Genomic DNA, 18,068 nt, shown 5'->3' on the forward strand with positions numbered 1-18,068 from the left:
ACATTAAAAAAACGCCAGCCTGCTGGCGTTTTTTATTGCCTGTCTATTCTGTGAGCCGCGATTACAGATTCATCCTCGCGGCTAGAGTGTCCGCATATTCCTGCCATTGCTCCAGCACCCCATGCTGAAACGACGTCGCACTAACGGCAAACTCCTGCCGAGCCTGATTAAATGCGTCAAGGGTATTCGGTGCGCCCCATTCCGGGCTGGACAAACGTTGCTGACAAAAAAGTTTCCAGCGTTGTTGCTCCTCGCTGTTCAAGGTATCGGGGAAGTTACGTGCACGGTAGCGAAATAATAATTCAGGCAAACGGTGATCATCAAATGGCCACTGCTGGCGTGCTAATTGCGCAGGCTCGGCCGTGCGGACTTGTTCACATAAACGCCGATCCCGGTCCCCGATAAAACCGTCGTAAAGCTGTTGTTCCGGGTCGGCACTCGCTGCGAAATCCTCTTCGGCGTAAATGGCCCCTAACTTATCGCGCCAAACTTCCTGTGCGTCAGTTAGCCGCAGCGCTCGCTCCTGATAAATATTCATGTCCAAGTGCAGGCGTTCACGATCTTCTGCCCGTAGCACATTCAAGGGAGCAACCACCGGGCAGCGATTGATATGCACCAATTTGAGCGGTACCGGCAGTTCGCCCTCCGCCAGCGCTTCACGGCGGGTATAAAGGCGTTGGCGCAGCGTGTCGGCATCAAGGTCCAGCAACCCTTGCGGGTCGAGCCCAAGGTCGCAGACGATCAAGGCATTGCGATTGCGCGGATGCCATGCCAGCGGCAGCACAACCCCCAAATAATGACGCTCGGCGGAAAAACGCCCGGAGATGTGCACCATCGGTTGCAGCAAGCGCACCTGGTCCATCACCCGTTGCTTGCTGCGCAGCTGAAACAACCATTCATACAGCTTGGGTTGTTTCTCACGAACCCGTCGAGCCAGGGCAATCGTGGCGCGCACGTCGGACAACGCATCGTGCGCCTGACCATGGTCGATACCGTTGGCTTCGGTCAGGCGTTCCAACTTGAGCGTGACGCGCCCATCCTGCTGTGGCCATTCAATCCCCTCGGGGCGCAGGGCGTAGGCCGTGCGGACGACATCGATCAAATCCCAGCGACTGTTACCGCCCTGCCATTCCCGTGCGTAAGGATCAAAGAAATTGCGATACAGGCTGTAGCGCGTCATTTCATCGTCAAACCGCAAGGTGTTGTAACCCGCGCCGCAGGTCCCCGGGGCGGCCAGCTCAGCGTGCACCCGCGTCATGAAGTCGGCCTCGGCCAGGCCTTTTTCCGCGAGTATCGCGGGGGTGATACCGGTAATCGCACAGGCGACAGGATGGGGCAGGATATCGTCGCTGGGCTGGCAATAAAGATTGACCGGCGCGCCGATCTCGTTGAGTTCGAGGTCCGTACGAATGCCGGCTACCTGAAGTGGGCGGTCGCTGCGCGGGTTGATACCGGTGGTTTCATAGTCGTACCAGAAAATGGAGGTCACGGGCTTTTCCTGTACTGAAGATCGTCAAAGTCTAGGCGTTGAGCAACCCCCGCGACCAGCACCAAATGCACTGTACAAACATCCAGCAAAACCTTGAGTGGTTGCTTCCATCGCCGACACTGCTAGCATCCGTGTCTTCCAGCCACTCTGCACTGCCAAGGATCGCGATGCCGTCAGCCCCATTGGACACCCGCTACCAGATCGAGACCCCGGAGGGCATCGACCTGCCACTGCGCCCGGCCGGCCTGGTGCCACGCGTGCTGGCCTTCGCCTTTGACTTGGGTTTGCGCGGAGTCATCATGGGTATTCTGTTGGTACCGCTGGCCTTGCTGGGCAACGTCGGTATCGGCCTGGGCTCGCTGCTGCTGTTCCTGATCAGTTGGTGGTATATGGTGCTGTTCGAGGTGCTTAACCAGGGATGCTCGCCCGGCAAACAGGTCATGGGGTTACGTGTCGTACAAGATGACGGCACCCCGATTAGCTGGTCCGCGTCACTGATCCGTAACCTGCTGCGATTTGTCGACATGCTGCCATTCGGCTATTTCCTCGGCGCTATCAGTTGCCTGCAGCATGTTCACTTCAAGCGACTGGGCGACCTGGCCGCCGGCACACTGGTGATTTACCGAGAGCAGCCGTTGGAGCGCCCCCAGATACCTCAAGCTGCAGCCTTGCGCCTGCCCTTTGCCCTGGACTTGAGCGAACAACGGGCCATCCTTGCCTTCGCGGAACGCCAGACTGAACTGTCCACTGAGCGCGTTCACGAGCTGGCTTCGATTCTCGCCACCCCTTTGCAGGTATCCCCGGCTCGCGCTGTAGAGCAACTCAACGGCGTGGCCCGTGGCCTATTGGGGCCAACATGAAGCAGAGCCTTTTCGAAAGCCGCCACCAGCCCCAATGGCAAGCCTTTGCCGAACACCTGAAACAGTTGGAGCAAGGTAAGGCCAAGCCCGGCGACGTGGCTGACTTCCCCCATCAGTACCGACGCCTGTGCCAGCACCTGGCCCTGGCCCAGGAGCGTGGCTACAGCAGCTACCTGGTAGACCCACTGCAGCAACTGGCCCTGCGCGGCCATCAACAACTTTACCGTCATCGCAGCCAATTGGCGGCCAATGTACTGGGGTTCGTACTCGCCGATTTTCCTCGGTTAGTGCGGGAACAGTGGCGTTTCGTGCTGATAGCAAGCCTGCTGTTCTTTGGCAGCCTGATCGGTATCGCGCTGCTGGTGTACCTGTTTCCGGACCTTATCTACAGCATCGTCAGCCCCCAGCAAGTGGCCGAGATGCAGGGCATGTATGACCCCGACGCCAGCCGACTGGGCCGCGCCGCCGAGCGAGCATCGAGCGAAGACTGGATGATGTTCGGCTACTACGTGATGCACAACATCGGTATCGCGTTCCAGACATTTGCCGCCGGCTTATTGTTCGGCCTGGGCAGCGTGTTCTTTCTGATTTTCAACGGTCTGGTCATCGGTGCAGTCTCCGGGCACCTGACCGAAATCGGCTATGGCCAGACCTTCTGGTCATTCGTCATCGGCCATGGCGCATTCGAACTGACCGCGATCGCCCTCGCCGGTGCCGCCGGTTTGCAGTTGGGCTGGGCGCTGGTCGCTCCGCGACAGTTGACCCGTGGTGAATCCTTACGGCTGGCGGCGCGCAAGAGCGTGCAAATGTTGTGCGGCGTCATGATCTTCCTACTGATCGCTGCCTTCATCGAGGCCTACTGGTCATCCACCACTGCGATAACCCCTTGGGTCAAATACCTGGTGGGCGCTGTCCTGTGGCTGCTGGTGATCGTTTACCTGAGCGTTGCCGGAAGGACCCACCATGCGCCTGAGTGATGCCAGCGTGGTAATCCGCCCCCGTACTGCCTGGGAGGCCATGGACCTTGGCGTACTAATGGCACGGGAACACCGCCTGCTATTGATGAGCAGTTGGGCGTTGATCACCCTGCCAGTGTTTGCCTTACTCACTGCCCTGCTGTGGCAGTACCCGTCTACGGCGATATTCCTGTTCTGGTGGCTCAAGCCCGCCTTTGACCGCTTGCCGCTGTACATCCTGTCCAAGGCCTTGTTTGGCGAAACGCCCAGCCTCAAGCAGGCGGTGCGCCAGTGGCCAAGCCTGCTCAAAAGCCAGCTGCTGGCCAGCCTGACCTGGCGACGGCTCAGCCTGAGCCGAAGCTTTTTAATGCCTGTGAGCCAACTCGAAGGCCTGGATGGCCCAGCACGCCAAAAACGCCTGGGCGTACTGCAGCAACGCAACGCTGGCGCCGCACGTTGGCTGACCACCGTCGGGGTGCACCTGGAAATCGGCCTGTGGTTTGGTTGCATGGCGCTGTTCTATTTCTTTATTCCCCAAAACATCGAGACGGATTGGGACTGGCAACGCCTGGCACTGGCGACCAGCGCGGAAGGGCTTTGGTTGGAACACCTGGGCAACGCCTTCTATGCCTTGATCCTGGTGTTTTGGGAGCCGATCTACGTCGCCTGCGGTTTCAGCCTCTACCTTAACCGCCGCACCGCACTGGAAGCCTGGGACTTGGAGTTGGTCTTCCGACGTCTTCGTCAACGCCTCAGCAGTGTGGTGCCGTTGCTATTACTGATGATCGGGTTAACGTTGCTGCCATTCAGTCCGCCCGTCCTGGCCGATCCTTCCAGTCCTCCCAAGCCGCTGAGCACCCAGAGTGCGAGCCAGTCCGTAAAGGTGATACTGGACAAGCCGCCCTTCAAAAACCCGGAAACCGTCACCCGCTATCGCTTCGGCGAAGAACAACCCGCCACTAAAAACAAGGCTCACAGTGATGGCAGACTTCCGGCCTGGCTGAAGGCGCTGCTGGACAACCTCAACAGCAATACCTTCAAACACATCGCCCAAGGTTTGGAAGTCCTGTTGTGGGGGCTTCTGATCGGTAGCCTGATCTTGCTCGCGTGGCGGTATCGCGAATGGTTGCGCACCTTCGTCACTCGGCGGGGGCCTCGCAAACCGAAAACCGTCGCCCCCCTACCTACGCAACTGTTCGGCCTTGAACTGGGCGCCGAGACCTTGCCCGACGATGTCGCCAGCGCTGCGGAACGGCTGTGGGCCACCCAACCCAGGGAAGCCCTCGGCCTGCTGTATCGGGGCCTTCTCAGCCGACTGCTGCATGACTTCAGCCTGCCGCTGAAAAGCGCTGACACTGAAGGTCAGGTCCTGGCACGTGTAAACCAATTGCAGCAGCCGCAATTGCTGGCTTTCAGCGATGAGCTGACTCGGCACTGGCAAAATCTCGCCTATGGCCATCGCCTTCCGCCCCTCACCGTCCAGCAAAAACTGTGCAGTGACTGGCGCACCCTGTTCAGCTCAGGGAGCCAGCCATGAACCGACCATTACTGTGGGTTGGGCTATTGCTGGCGTGCCTGCTTGGAGCGGGTGGTTACTACGCCTGGAGCAAGGCGATTCCTTACGATGAAGTCGTGGACCGCGGCCCTTCCCCGGAAGCCTTGGCCAACCCCTACCTGGCGGCCGAACACTTTCTGCGCCAACAAGGCCTGACAGTTGAACAGGCCAATAGCCTGGAACGGCTGACGACCCTGCCGGCCAAGGGCAACAGCCTATTACTGCTCGGCGAACGCAGTAACATGTCGCCACGCCAAGTGGAGCAACTGCTGGGATGGGCAAAATCCGGCGGCCACCTGCTACTGGTGGCCGAGGCACTCTGGGATGAAGAGACCGGCAAAAGCGGCGACCTGCTGCTCGATCGTCTGCCTATCCACCAGACCTTGAGTGACGAGCCTGACGAGCTCGCCCCCACCCGTGAAAAGCCGCCTAAAAAGAAAGCCCCGGACCTGACCAAGCTCTATGTCGACAATGAAACCGCACCGGCGTATTTCAGTTTCGACACGGACTTCAACCTCACCGACCCCAAGCATCTGGCGCAATTTTCCGCCAATAGCGCAAAGTCGACTCACCTGATGCAACTCCAGCTCGGGGAAGGCAGCGTCACGGTAATCACCGACAGCGACCTGTGGAAAACCCCGGACCTAGGCAAGCACGATAATGCCTGGCTGCTGTGGTACCTGAACCAGGGCACCGCCGTGACCTTGCTGTTCAACAGTGACTTCGAAGACCTGTTCACCTTATTGCTACGGTATTTCCCCCAAGCCCTGGTGGCACTCATTGCCTTGGTCGCCTTGGCACTTTGGCGGGCCGGTATGCGTCATGGCCCGATCCGGCCACCCGCCTCCAACGCCCGTCGCCAATTGCAGGAACACCTGAAAGCCAGCGCCGACTTCCTGTTGCGCCGTAGCGGCCATGGCACGCTGCTGCATGCCCTACAGCGCGATATCTTGCGCACCGCACGGCGCCGCCACCCAGGTTTTGAACACCTCGACAACGCAGAACAGTGGCGGGTGCTTGAACACCTGACGCGTCAACCTTCTCACGTGATCAGCCAGGCCCTTGGCCCACTCCCGGCAAAACGGCTCTCCAGCGCCGATTTCAGCCGGCAGGTGGCATGCCTGCAAACCCTCAGGAATGCCCTATGAGCGAATTTCCAAGCGCCACCGCCTTGCCCCGCGAAACCTTGCAACGCGCCAGCGGACAAGCCCAGGCCCTGCGCACTGAGCTACGCAAGGCGGTGATTGGCCAGGACGCGGTGATCGACGATGTCTTGACCGCACTGATCGCCGGCGGCCATGTGCTGCTGGAAGGTGTGCCAGGGCTGGGCAAAACCTTGCTGGTACGCGCCCTGGCGCGTTGCTTTGATGGCGATTTCGCGCGTATCCAGTTCACCCCGGACCTGATGCCCAGCGATGTCACCGGCCACGCCGTGTACGACCTTCACACCGAACAGTTCAAGCTACGCAAGGGACCGGTGTTCACCCACTTGTTGCTGGCCGACGAAATCAACCGCGCGCCGGCGAAGACCCAGGCAGCCTTGCTCGAGGCTATGCAGGAACGGCAGGTCACCCTCGAAGGCGAGCCGCTGCCCATCGGCCAACCGTTCATGGTGCTGGCGACCCAGAACCCCATCGAACAGGAAGGCACCTACCCCCTGCCGGAAGCGGAACTGGACCGTTTCATGCTCAAGGTGCGCATGGATTACCCCGACGCACAGCAGGAATTGGACATGGTGCGCGAAGTCACGCGCTCGTCGCGGGCCGACATGCTGGACGTACACCCATTGCGCACGGTGTTGCAGGCCGGGGACGTGCTGCAGTTGCAGCAGATTGCCAGTGACCTGGCCCTGGACGAACACGTGCTCGATTATGCCGTACGCCTGGCACGCGCCACCCGTAGCTGGCCAGGGCTGGCGATCGGCGCCGGGCCTCGCGCCTCGATCGACCTGGTACGCGGCGCCCGCGCCCGCGCGTTGTTGCGCGGTGGTGAATTCGTCACCCCGGACGATATCAAGGGATGTGCCCTGGCAGTACTGCGCCATCGGGTGCGTATCGCGCCCGAGCTGGATATAGATGGGCTTGAGGTCGACCAGGTGCTCAAGCAACTGCTCGATCAGATCCCGGCTCCCCGGCAATGACTCGCCCATGAAACCGACCCGTCTGCTGTTGAACTGGCTCGGCGTATTGCTGGGCCTGGGCATCCTGCTGGGCACTGCAGCAGCATTGCAGTTCAAAGTGCCCGACACCTTGCACTCCGTGACGTGGGGATTGCTCCTGGCGCTGTTGCTGCTGGCCATGCTGGATGCGATGCGCCTGCGTCGCCGCCCGTCTCCCCGCGTACACCGACAGATGCCCGCAAGCCTGGCACTTGGACGGTGGGGTGAGGTACGCCTGGCCTTGGAGCATGACTTCCCACAGCCGCTGACAGTGCAGGTATTCGATCACGTCCCCGACGGGTTGACCGTGGAAAACATGCCCCAGTCCATAAACCTGCGCCCCGGTGAACGCAGTGAGCTGGGTTATCGTCTGCGCCCACTGCGGCGGGGACACTTCAGTTTCAGCCGCTGTGAAATTCTGCTGCCCAGCCCAATGGGCCTGTGGTCAGCGCGGCGCTTTATCGAGGTCAGCGATGCCACCCGCGTCTACCCGGATTTCGCCCGACTCTACGGCGCACAGCTGCTGGGCGTGGACAACTGGCTGAGCCAACTGGGTGTGCGTCAACGTCAACGCCGAGGGTTGGGGCTGGAGTTTCATCAGTTGCGCGAGTTTCGCGACGGCGACAGCCTGCGGCAAATCGACTGGAAGGCCACCGCGCGGCAGCGCACCCCAATCGCCCGTGAATACCAGGATGAACGCGACCAACAGATCGTGTTCATGCTTGATTGCGGCCGGCGCATGCGCAGCCAGGATGACGAGCTGTCGCATTTTGACCATGCCCTCAATGCCTGCCTGTTGCTCAGCTACGTCGCCTTGCGTGAGGGTGATGCGGTAGGGCTGTGCACCTTTGCCAGTGACCAGCCGCGCTACCTCGCGCCAGTGAAGGGCAGTAGCCAGTTGAACCTGTTGCTCAACGCGGTATACGACCTGGACACCACTCGACGGACTGCCGATTATCAGGCTGCGGCCAGCCAACTGCTGGCTCGGCAAAAGCGCCGTGCATTGGTGGTCGTGGTGACTAACCTGCGGGATGAGGACGATGAGGCGCTGCTGACGGCCGTCAAGCGCATCAGCCGACAGCATAGGGTGATGGTGGCCAGTTTACGCGAGGAAGTGCTCGATCAATTGCGCCAGGCTCCCGTGCAAACCTTGTCCGAAGCCTTGGCCTACAGCGGCACCATCGACTACCTCAATACCCGCGATGAGCTGCACGACCGCCTCGGCGCCCAAGGGTTATCCGTATTGGATACCTTGCCGTCTGAACTGGGACCGGCCCTGGTGACACGTTACCTGGGCTGGAAGAAAGCCGGGGCTTTCTGACAAAAGCCCCCTTTAAACAGCGCACGGCCACAACAGGGGCTGCACTACCCCGGAACGGGTCGACCAGGCACTGTGATTCAGGCCGACGCCTGTAAGGGATCAAAACTGAAGTAGTGCAATAAGACACTGATCAACTGCCCATATTCCTCGGAGACCTTGAGCACGCTGAACCCGGAATCATAATGCTGCGGGTTGATATCTTCGTGGCTCCACAAACAGGTCGCCGTGAGATCAATCGGATGGAAGGTGCCGTCAGCACCGGGAATTTTCAAGCGCAGCTCGAAATCCACGTCGACCATCATGGGCAATTGGCTGATTAACATCAGTCCGTCTTCCGAGACATTGCCTAGAAAACCGATGGGCTTATCGGTGAGGCGGTTAAACACTTGCAGAAAATAAGGTAGCTGATGCCGCTCGATCCGTCGGTCGGTAAACATGGTGAGATCGCCATCCAATGGCCATGACTGCGGCCGTGCCAGTGATTCGGAACAGGCTAAAAGCCCGCTCTCCCTGGATCTCGGTGTGATAAGAGGCAATATTTTGCCGCCAAACAGCCGCCGAGTCCGGGCCCCACATCCGTTTGCGCTTGAAACTTGTACAAACGAACATCTAAAGGATAGCCCAAGACTGGCAACGGGCCAGTTATGAAATGACGAATATCATCATAACGAAGCTGGACGCGGCCGAGCGACGCTTGCGCCGGGGTAATGCCCCAGTTGTTGCAGGGTGTCGAGCCGCGCACGCGCACGATAGGCGTACTCACTCGAGGGGTACTGATTGATGATGAATTGGTAGGTCTGCACCGCATCGACGAACAGCTTTTGCCGCTCCAGGCATTGCCCGCGCAACATCGAAACCTCTGGCTGCACATAACGTCGGGTGCGACTTTCGCGGTCGACCTGGGACAATTCCAGGGTGACACGCTCACAATCACCGACCTTGTAGGCGCGGTAGGCGTTGTTCAAATGGTGGTCCATCGACCAACGGGTGCAGCCGACAACACTGACGGCCAGGGCAGCAATGAGCAAAATTCGCATGAGGGTTCTCCTGTCTTGTGCAGTGTATCGACCCCTCGTCGAAAATCTTCAAGGATGTTCGTATTCCACCGCAGCGAAAACAAGTCAATCATCGATAAGTAGTGCAAACGAACAATGACTACAACGAAAGAGCATAGTAGCCTTCCTCAGCGCTTGAACTCAGGAGTCTGTGCATGTCCGTCCGTCGTACCAAAATCGTCGCCACCCTTGGCCCGGCCAGCAACTCGCCGGAAGTCCTCGAACAGCTGATTCTGGCTGGTTTGGACGTTGCCCGTCTGAACTTCTCCCACGGCACCCCGGACGAGCACAAGGCTCGCGCCAAGCTGGTGCGTGAACTGGCTGCCAAGCACGGCCGCTTCGTGGCCCTGCTGGGTGACCTGCAAGGCCCGAAGATCCGTATCGCCAAATTCGCCAACAAGCGGATCGAGCTGAAAATCGGTGACACCTTCACCTTTTCCACCAGCCACCCGCTGACCGAGGGCAACCAGCACGTCGTGGGTATCGACTACCCGGACCTGGTCAAGGACTGCGGCGTCGGTGACGAGTTGCTGCTGGACGATGGCCGCGTGGTCATGCGCGTCGACACCGCCACCGGCACCGAGCTGATCTGCACCGTGACCATCGGCGGCCCACTGTCCGACCACAAAGGCATCAACCGCCGTGGCGGCGGCCTGACGGCCCCGGCATTGACGGAAAAAGACAAGGCTGACATCAAGCTCGCCGCCGAAATGGAAGTGGACTACCTCGCCGTGTCCTTCCCGCGCGACGCCGCCGACATGGAATACGCCCGTAAACTGCGCGACGAAGCCGGCGGCACCGCCTGGCTGGTCGCGAAGATCGAACGCGCCGAAGCCGTGGCCGACGACGAAACCCTCGACGGCCTGATCAAGGCTTCCGACGCGGTGATGGTTGCCCGTGGCGACCTCGGCGTGGAAATCGGTGATGCCGAGCTGATCGGTATCCAGAAGAAGATCATCCTGCACGCACGCCGCCACAACAAAGCGGTGATCGTGGCGACCCAGATGATGGAGTCGATGATCCAGAACCCGATGCCGACCCGTGCCGAAGTGTCCGACGTGGCCAACGCCGTGCTCGACTACACCGACGCCGTGATGCTCTCGGCTGAAAGTGCCGCCGGCCCGTATCCGCTGGAAGCCGTACAAGCCATGGCGCGTATCTGCATCGGCGCTGAAAAGCACCCGACCAGCAAGACCTCCAGCCACCGTATCGGCAAAGAGTTCGAAAGCTGCGACCAGAGTATCGCCCTAGCGGCCATGTACACCGCCAACCACTTCCCAGGTGTGAAGGCGATCATTGCGTTGACCGAAAGTGGCTACACGCCATTGATCATGTCGCGCATCCGTTCGTCGGTGCCGATCTACGCGTTCTCCCCGCACCGCGAAACCCAGGCCCGCGCGGCCATGTTCCGTGGCGTGTACACCGTCCCGTTCGACCCGGCCTCGTTGCCGCCGCACGAAGTCAGCCAGGCTGCCATTGATGAGCTGATCAAGCGTGGCGTTGTAGAGAAAGGCGACTGGGTCATCCTGACCAAGGGCGACAGCTACCACACCATCGGCGGTACCAACGGCATGAAGATTCTGCACGTTGGCGACCCAATGGTCTGAGTGACACGCTGAAAAACAAAAGCCCCGCCCTGTGAATGGCGGGGCTTTTTGCATTTCAGACCAGAGTGACCTGCTGGCTGTCAGGGCCTCATCGACTTACCTTCAGCGACTGCTGATAAACCCCGACAACGCCGCAATCGCCTCAGGCGACCTCAACCGCTGGGTAAACAACGCCCCCTCCTCCTCGATCACCTGCCGCAACTGTTCGCGGTCCACGCTTTTCATCAACTGCTTGGTCACCTGCACCGCCCCCGGCGCCAGGGTTTCAAAACGCTCGGCCACTTCCCGTGCCTTGGCCAGCGCCGCCTCACCACTGCCCAACGCCTCGGTGGCAATGCCCCAGGCAGCCGCCTGTTCACCGGTGAACCCCTCACCCAGCAATAGCAACTCAGCCGCCTTGGCGTGCCCCAACAAGCGCGGCAGGATCAAACTCGAGCCAAATTCTGGACACAGTCCCAAATTGACGAACGGCATGCGCAACCGCGCATCGCGGCTGACATACACCAGGTCGCAATGCAGCAACAGGGTCGTGCCGATGCCCACCGCCGCACCCGCCACAGCCGCAATCACTGGTTTTCGACAGTTGAGCAGGCTCTTCATGAAGTGGAACGGCGGGGTATCAAGATCGCTGGGCGGATGGTCGAGAAAATCGCTAATGTCGTTGCCGGCAGTGAAGCACTCACTGCTGCCCTGGATCAGTACGCAGCGAATCTCCCCGTCCGCATCGGCCTGCTCCAACGCCTCGGCCAGTTGCGTGTACATGGCGCGGGTCAGGGCGTTCTTTTTGTCGGGGCGATTGAGCTGCAGGATCAGCAGCCCACGTTCGCGCCGCTGTTGGATGGCGTCAGTCATGGTCAATCTCGCGACTGTAGAGTTCAGCGCTCAACCACGGGGCAGGAACACATCGGCCAGCAGTTGATTGCGCGGCAGTCCCGCCAAGAACAAGCGCTTGGAAAACGCTTCCACGCTGGCAGGGTGCCCGCAGAGTAAGGCCAGAGTTTGCCGCGAAACAAGCCGCAGTTGCGCCAATGCCTGGGCCGACTCGGCCGCCGTCCATAGCTCCACCGTCAGGTTGGGGTACTGCGCGGCCAGCGCCGCCAAGGGTTCGGCCAGGTAATGGCCATCCGCATCATGGGCCAGGTGAATCACACGGATGGCCCCCTGATGATCCTGGCGCAGCGCTTCACGCAACACGCCCCACAACGGCCCCAATCCGGTACCAGATGCCAGCAGCCACAACGGCCGGGATTGCCAGTCAGGATCATATTGCAGTGCGCCACCGCGCAATTCGCCCAAACGCAATCGGTCACCCACCGACAGCGCCCGCGCCGCATCGCTGAATTCGCCCGGCTGACGGCAATCGATATGAAACTCCAGAAAGGCATCCTCCTGGGGCAAGCTCGCCAGGGAATACGGGCGCGCCACCGACCCCGCCCACAGCACCAGGTGCTGCCCGGCCCGGTAGCGCAGACTGCGCTCCGGTTGCAGGCGCAGGCGCAATACCGTCGAGTTCAACCACTCGATGCCCACCACCTCGGCCGGCAAACCGTCACGCAGCGGGTCAAACGTTTCGACGCGCAGATCCCCACGGACCTGGCACTGGCACGCCAAGCGCCAACCCTCCTGGCGTTGCGCCGCGCTCAAGGCCTCGGGCTGCTTGTCCTCGACCTCGCCCTGGCACCGCACCAGGCACGCGTGGCAACTGCCGGCGCGGCAACTGTAAGGCACGGCCACACCCGCCTGGTTCAAGGCATCCAGCAGATTACTGCCGGCCGTTACCGACCAATGGCGTTCGCCGACGTACAGTTCAGGCATATAAGGACTCAATCACAAAGGGCGCGCACAGGGAATCATGCCTGCGACAGTTTGACCATAGTCGGGTGTATCGGCCACCGCGCCGGGTTATACTGCCGCGCCTTTTTAGCGTCGCGCCTGCACCACTTTGGCGTGCCTTGGAAAGGTGAGCTCAGCCGACCGATGCAACACTGGGCTCACCTTTATTGAATGTTCCCTTATAGAGGAGCGCGACTCATGACCGTGATCAAGCAAGACGACCTGATTCAGAGCGTTGCCGACGCCCTGCAATTCATTTCCTACTACCACCCCGTTGATTTCATCCAGGCCATGCACGAAGCCTACCTGCGCGAAGAATCGCCAGCGGCGCGTGATTCCATCGCCCAGATCCTGATCAACTCGCGCATGTGCGCCACCGGTCATCGCCCGATCTGCCAGGACACCGGTATCGTCACCGTGTTCGTGCGCGTGGGCATGGACGTCCGTTGGGATGGCGCCACCATGGGCCTGGACGACATGATCAACGAAGGCGTGCGTCGCGCCTACAACCTGCCGGAAAACGTCCTGCGTGCCTCCATCCTGGCCGACCCGGCCGGTAGCAGGAAGAACACCAAGGACAACACCCCTGCGGTCATCCACTACTCCATCGTCCCGGGTAACACCGTGGAAGTGGACGTGGCGGCCAAGGGCGGCGGTTCCGAAAACAAGTCGAAAATGGCCATGCTCAACCCGTCCGACTCGATCGTCGACTGGGTGCTCAAGACCGTTCCGACCATGGGCGCCGGCTGGTGTCCACCGGGCATGCTCGGCATCGGTATCGGCGGCACCGCCGAGAAAGCCGCGGTGATGGCCAAGGAAGTGTTGATGGAGTCCATCGACATCCACGAGCTGAAAAAGCGCGGCCCGCAGAACCGTATCGAAGAGATGCGCCTGGAGCTGTTCGAGAAGGTCAACCAACTGGGTATCGGCGCCCAGGGCCTGGGTGGCCTGACCACCGTGCTCGACGTGAAGATCATGGACTACCCGACCCACGCCGCCTCCCTGCCGGTGTGCATGATCCCCAACTGCGCCGCCACCCGTCACGCGCATTTTGTGCTCGACGGCTCGGGCCCGGCGTCGCTGGAAGCGCCACCGCTGGACGCCTACCCGGAAATCGTCTGGGAAGCCGGCCCTTCGGCCCGCCGCGTCAACCTCGACACCCTCACCCCGGAAGAAGTGCAGAGCTGGAAGCCGGGCGAAACCGTGTTGCTCAACGGCAAGATGCTCACCGGTCGCGACGCCGCGCACAAGCGCATGGTCGAGATGCTGAACAAGGGCGAAAGCCTGCCGGTGGACCTCAAGGGCCGCTTCATCTACTACGTCGGCCCGGTTGATCCGGTGCGCGAAGAAGTGGTTGGCCCCGCGGGCCCGACCACCGCGACGCGGATGGACAAGTTCACCCGTCAGATCCTCGAGCAGACCGGCCTGTTGGGCATGATCGGCAAATCCGAGCGCGGTCCGACCGCCATCGAAGCGATCAAGGACCATAAAGCCGTGTACCTGATGGCCGTCGGTGGTGCCGCTTACCTGGTGGCGCAAGCCATCAAGAAGTCGCGCGTTGTCGCCTTCGCCGAACTGGGCATGGAAGCGATCTACGAGTTCGATGTGAAAGACATGCCGGTCACCGTGGCGGTGGACAGCAAGGGCGAATCCGTCCACATCACCGGTCCTGCCATCTGGCAGAAAAAGATCAGTGACAGCCTGGCGGTAGAAGTGCAGTAAGCATTTCCCCTGCAAGGATAGGCGACTGCGGCCTTGGGCCTAGTCGCCTTTTTATTGCCTGCTGGTTTCTCTGTAGTGAGCGGGCTTGCCCCGCGCTGCGTGGCGAAGCCGCCCCATCATTTTGCCAAACAGAACGCGGTGTCAGGTTTTAGGGCGGCTTCGCCACCCAGCGCGGGGCAAGCCCGCTCACTACACAACCCCGCTCGCCACAACGTTAACGTCGTGCATGCTATGGTGCACTCCCCTTTCTGCGCCTGCCCATCACCGTATGATCGTGATCCCTCGCCCCCTGCGCCTGACGTTCTACTCACTGCTGATCATCGCCGGTGCCGTGCTGGCTGCCGCCTTGGCCACGCGCCATGCCGAACGCCAAGCCCTGGTGGACGATGCCGCCCGCGCCAATCAGCAGCTTGCGTTGTATGCCAACTCGCTGCACACCCTGATCGAACGCTACCGCGCCCTGCCCGCCGTGCTGGCGCTGGACTCGGAGATGATCAACGCCTTGAAGGGCCCGCTGGATCCCTCCACCCAGGACCTGCTCAACCGCAAGCTCGAACGCATCAACGGGGCTGCGCAGTCTTCCACGCTGGAGTTGATGGACCGCACCGGCCTGGCCGTGGCCGCCAGCAACTGGAACCTGCCGAGCAGTTACGTGGGGCATAACTACGCGTTCCGACCGTACTTCAGCCAGACGTTGAGCCAGGGCACCGGGCGCTTTTATGCGGTGGGCGTAACCACCGGGATCCCCGGTTACTTCCTTTCCAGCGCGGTGCTGGATGAACACGAGCAGTTCCTCGGCGCCATGGTGGTCAAGCTGGAGTTCCCCGAGCTTGAGCGCGAGTGGGCCCAAGGCAATGACTTACTGCTGGTCAGTGATGCGCGTGGCATCGTGTTTATCGCCAATCAACCCGGCTGGCGTTATCGCAACCTGCGGCCGCTGTCGGCCAGCGACCTTGCCGAACTCAAGGCCACCCGCCAATACGACAAAAAACAACTGCTGCCGCTGGATGCCCAGTCACTGCAGCGCTTTGGCGAAAACAGCCATTTGATGCGCGTCAACGGCCCGGAGGGCAGCGCCAACTACATCTGGGAGTCCTTGCCGCTGAAAGCCGAAGGCTGGACCCTGCACCTGCTGCGCAAGCCCCTGTTAGCCTTCGAGGATCAACGCAACGCCGGGCTGGCCGCCGCCGGTTCCTGGCTGGCGCTGGTGTTCCTGGTGCTGTTCCTGACCCAACGCTGGCGCCTGGCCCGTTTGCGCCAGCGCAGTCGCGAGGAGCTTGAACAACTGGTGGAAGAACGCACCCAGGCGCTGCGCACCGCCCAAGATGGCCTGGTGCAATCGGCCAAGTTGGCAGCGCTGGGGCAGATGTCCGCCGCCCTCGCCCACGAAATCAATCAGCCACTGACGGCCCAGCGCATGCAGTTGGCCACGTTGCGCCTACTGCTCGATCACGGCCGCGTCGACGACGCCTACAAGGCGCTCACCCCGCTGGACGACATGCTCACGCGCATGGCCGCGCTCACCGGTCACCTCAAGACCTTCGCGCGCAAAAGCCCGAGTGGCCTGCGTGAACGCCTGGACTTGGCCACGGTGGTGGACCAGTCCCTGCATCTTCTGGATGCACGCCTGCGCGATGAAGCCATCGGCGTAGTGCTGGACCTGACCCGCCCCGCCTGGGTCCGCGGCGATGCGATTCGCTTGGAGCAGGTGCTGATCAACCTGCTGCGCAACGCCTTGGACGCCATGGCCGACAAGCCGCGCAAACGCCTGGAAATCCGCCTGCATGCCGATCAACAGCTGTGGCAGCTGACCGTCAGCGACTCCGGCGGCGGGATTGCCGACGACCACCTGAACAGTGTGTTCGACCCTTTCTTCACCACCAAGCCCGTGGGGGACGGGCTCGGCTTGGGGTTGGCGGTGTCCTACGCTATCGTGCACGAACTGGGCGGACGCCTGAGCGTCGGCAACCGGGGCGATGGCGCGGTATTCACCCTGACCTTGCCTATCGCGCTGGAGACGCCCGAACCATGCTGAACGCGGTGATTGTGGTCGATGACGAAGCCAGTATTCGCACAGCCGTCGAGCAATGGTTGAGCCTGTCGGGGTTTGAGGTGCAATTGTTCAGCCGCGCCGACGAATGCCTGGCGCGACTGCCCAAGGACTTCCCCGGGGTGATCCTGAGCGACGTGCGCATGCCCGGCCTCAGCGGCCTGGAACTGTTGGCCGAGGTGCAGCGCCGCGACGCGGATTTGCCGGTCATCCTGCTCACCGGCCACGGCGATGTGCCGATGGCCGTTGAGGCCATGCGCGACGGTGCCTACGACTTCCTGGAAAAACCCTTCAGCCCCGATGCCTTGCTCAACAGCCTGCGCCGTGCCTTGGACAAGCGTGGCTTGATTCTCGAAAACCGACGCCTGCATCAACAGGCCGATCATCGGGCGCAGTTGGAATCGACGCTGCTGGGCGTGTCCCGGGGTTTGCAAACCTTGCGCCGCCAGGTGCTGGACCTGGCGAGCCTGCCGGTTAACGTGCTGATCCGTGGCGAGACCGGCAGCGGCAAGGAGCTGGTCGCCCGCTGCCTGCATGATTTTGGCCCGCGCGCGAAAAAGCCGTTTGTGGCACTCAATTGCGCCGCGATTCCCGAGCAATTGTTCGAGGCCGAACTGTTCGGTCACGAAAGCGGCGCGTTCACCGGCGCACAGGGCAAGCGCATCGGCAAGCTGGAGTACGCCCACGGTGGCACGCTGTTCCTCGATGAAATCGAAAGCATGCCGCTGGCCCAACAGGTGAAACTGCTGCGCGTGCTGCAGGAGCAGAAGCTGGAGCGGCTGGGCTCCAACCACAGTATTCACGTGGACCTGCGCATCATCGCCGCCACCAAGCCGGACCTGCTGGAAGAGGCCCGCGCCGGGCGCTTTCGCGAAGACTTGGCCTATCGCTTGAACGTCGCGCAATTGCGCCTGCCGCCTTTGCGTGAGCGCCGCGAGGATATCCCATTGCTGTTCGACCACTTCACCCACAGTGCCGCCGATCGCCTGGGCCGCACCGTCGAACCGCTGAGCGGCGCGCAACTGGGACGCCTGCTCAGTCACGACTGGCCGGGCAATGTGCGTGAGCTGGCTAACGTCGCCGAGCGCCAGGTGCTGGGGCTTGGCGACCCGGAACCGGAAGGCGTCGAGGCCGGGCAATCCCTGGCGGCACAGCAGGAGGCGTTCGAGGCTCATTGCTTGAAGGCCGCGTTGACCCGGCATAAAGGCGATATCAAGGCGGTGCTGGCGGAGTTGCAACTGCCGCGCAGAACCTTGAATGAAAAAATGCAGCGGCATGGGTTGGTGCGGGAGATGTTTCTCTAGGCCCATCGTTGTGTTGACTGGCAGGCTGCTATCGGGGTGTAGAACCGTAGACATCGTTTACATCTGAAACCGGGGACATCGTTTACACATTTGAGGCTTGGACGCGGGTCATACCCCGTCCAAGCCTCCCCAAGGAATAATCACACAGGTACAAATCC

The 18,068-nt window shown here is 61.3% G+C and carries 15 protein-coding genes; 10 read left to right on the forward strand and 5 right to left on the reverse strand.

The features are described 5' to 3' along the window. Window positions 1–61: 61 nt before the first annotated feature. Complete coding sequence (gene sbcB / locus QCBJ_RS19020) at window positions 62–1,489, reverse strand: exodeoxyribonuclease I (protein WP_102061327.1); 1,428 nt, start codon at window positions 1,487–1,489, stop codon at window positions 62–64. 167 nt (window positions 1,490–1,656) lie between these two features. On the opposite strand from sbcB, the gene QCBJ_RS19025 reads away from it, so the two are divergent. Genes QCBJ_RS19025 through QCBJ_RS19050 form a run of 6 tightly spaced genes read left to right on the forward strand, consistent with a single transcriptional unit; the run spans window position 1,657 to window position 8,339 of the window. Continuing rightward, the gene (locus QCBJ_RS19025; RefSeq protein ID WP_043205827.1) at window positions 1,657–2,349 is read left to right on the forward strand and encodes an RDD family protein; all 693 of its coding nucleotides are present in this window, start codon (window positions 1,657–1,659) and stop codon (window positions 2,347–2,349) included. Further along, window positions 2,346–3,326: a stage II sporulation protein M gene (locus QCBJ_RS19030; RefSeq protein ID WP_102061328.1), complete on the forward strand. Its 981-nt coding sequence runs from the start codon at window positions 2,346–2,348 to the stop codon at window positions 3,324–3,326. Before QCBJ_RS19025 ends, QCBJ_RS19030 begins: the two co-directional genes overlap by 4 nt. Continuing rightward, complete coding sequence (locus tag QCBJ_RS19035; RefSeq protein ID WP_102061337.1) at window positions 3,313–4,842, forward strand: DUF4129 domain-containing protein; 1,530 nt, start codon at window positions 3,313–3,315, stop codon at window positions 4,840–4,842. The genes QCBJ_RS19030 and QCBJ_RS19035 overlap by 14 nt, the downstream gene beginning before the upstream one ends. After that, on the forward strand, window positions 4,839–6,008 hold the full coding sequence (locus QCBJ_RS19040; RefSeq protein ID WP_102061329.1) for a DUF4350 domain-containing protein: 1,170 nt from the start codon (window positions 4,839–4,841) through the stop codon (window positions 6,006–6,008). The genes QCBJ_RS19035 and QCBJ_RS19040 overlap by 4 nt, the downstream gene beginning before the upstream one ends. Continuing rightward, complete coding sequence (locus tag QCBJ_RS19045) at window positions 6,005–7,000, forward strand: MoxR family ATPase (RefSeq protein ID WP_102061330.1); 996 nt, start codon at window positions 6,005–6,007, stop codon at window positions 6,998–7,000. Before QCBJ_RS19040 ends, QCBJ_RS19045 begins: the two co-directional genes overlap by 4 nt. A 7-nt stretch (window positions 7,001–7,007) precedes the next feature. Continuing rightward, entirely contained in the window at window positions 7,008–8,339 is a 1,332-nt protein-coding gene (locus QCBJ_RS19050) for a DUF58 domain-containing protein (RefSeq protein ID WP_015885639.1), read from the forward strand. 77 nt (window positions 8,340–8,416) lie between these two features. On the opposite strand, the gene QCBJ_RS19055 is transcribed toward QCBJ_RS19050, so the two are convergent. Both QCBJ_RS19055 and QCBJ_RS19060 read right to left on the reverse strand, forming a co-directional pair. Continuing rightward, the gene (locus QCBJ_RS19055) at window positions 8,417–8,776 is read right to left on the reverse strand and encodes a PilZ domain-containing protein (protein WP_102061331.1); all 360 of its coding nucleotides are present in this window, start codon (window positions 8,774–8,776) and stop codon (window positions 8,417–8,419) included. Window positions 8,777–9,001: 225 nt separating this feature from the next. After that, on the reverse strand, window positions 9,002–9,376 hold the full coding sequence (locus QCBJ_RS19060; protein ID WP_015885641.1) for a hypothetical protein: 375 nt from the start codon (window positions 9,374–9,376) through the stop codon (window positions 9,002–9,004). Between the two features lie 173 nt (window positions 9,377–9,549). On the opposite strand from QCBJ_RS19060, the gene pyk reads away from it, so the two are divergent. Next, window positions 9,550–11,001, forward strand: a complete 1,452-nt coding sequence (pyk, locus tag QCBJ_RS19065; protein ID WP_015885642.1) for a pyruvate kinase — start codon at window positions 9,550–9,552, stop codon at window positions 10,999–11,001. A gap of 102 nt (window positions 11,002–11,103) precedes the next feature. Here pyk and QCBJ_RS19070 read toward each other — a convergent pair whose 3' ends face one another. Together QCBJ_RS19070 and QCBJ_RS19075 are read right to left on the reverse strand one after the other, a co-directional pair. After that, window positions 11,104–11,853, reverse strand: coding sequence for an enoyl-CoA hydratase-related protein (locus QCBJ_RS19070; protein WP_102061332.1), 750 nt, complete (start codon window positions 11,851–11,853; stop codon window positions 11,104–11,106). 30 nt (window positions 11,854–11,883) lie between these two features. Further along, entirely contained in the window at window positions 11,884–12,816 is a 933-nt protein-coding gene (locus tag QCBJ_RS19075) for an iron-sulfur-binding ferredoxin reductase (protein WP_102061333.1), read from the reverse strand. A 216-nt stretch (window positions 12,817–13,032) separates the two neighbouring features. Between QCBJ_RS19075 and QCBJ_RS19080 the strand changes: the two genes are divergently transcribed. From QCBJ_RS19080 to QCBJ_RS19090, 3 genes are all read left to right on the forward strand, one after another. Continuing rightward, a complete protein-coding gene (locus tag QCBJ_RS19080) occupies window positions 13,033–14,556 on the forward strand; it encodes a fumarate hydratase (protein ID WP_015885645.1) in 1,524 nt (507 codons plus the stop codon). A gap of 268 nt (window positions 14,557–14,824) precedes the next feature. After that, window positions 14,825–16,591, forward strand: coding sequence for an ATP-binding protein (locus QCBJ_RS19085; protein WP_102061334.1), 1,767 nt, complete (start codon window positions 14,825–14,827; stop codon window positions 16,589–16,591). Next, window positions 16,585–17,910, forward strand: coding sequence for a sigma-54 dependent transcriptional regulator (locus tag QCBJ_RS19090; protein ID WP_015885647.1), 1,326 nt, complete (start codon window positions 16,585–16,587; stop codon window positions 17,908–17,910). The genes QCBJ_RS19085 and QCBJ_RS19090 overlap by 7 nt, the downstream gene beginning before the upstream one ends. Window positions 17,911–18,068 lie beyond the last annotated feature (158 nt).

The sequence above is a fragment of the Pseudomonas sp. QC2 genome (assembly GCF_002859085.1).
Taxonomy (GTDB): domain Bacteria; phylum Pseudomonadota; class Gammaproteobacteria; order Pseudomonadales; family Pseudomonadaceae; genus Aquipseudomonas; species Aquipseudomonas petroselini.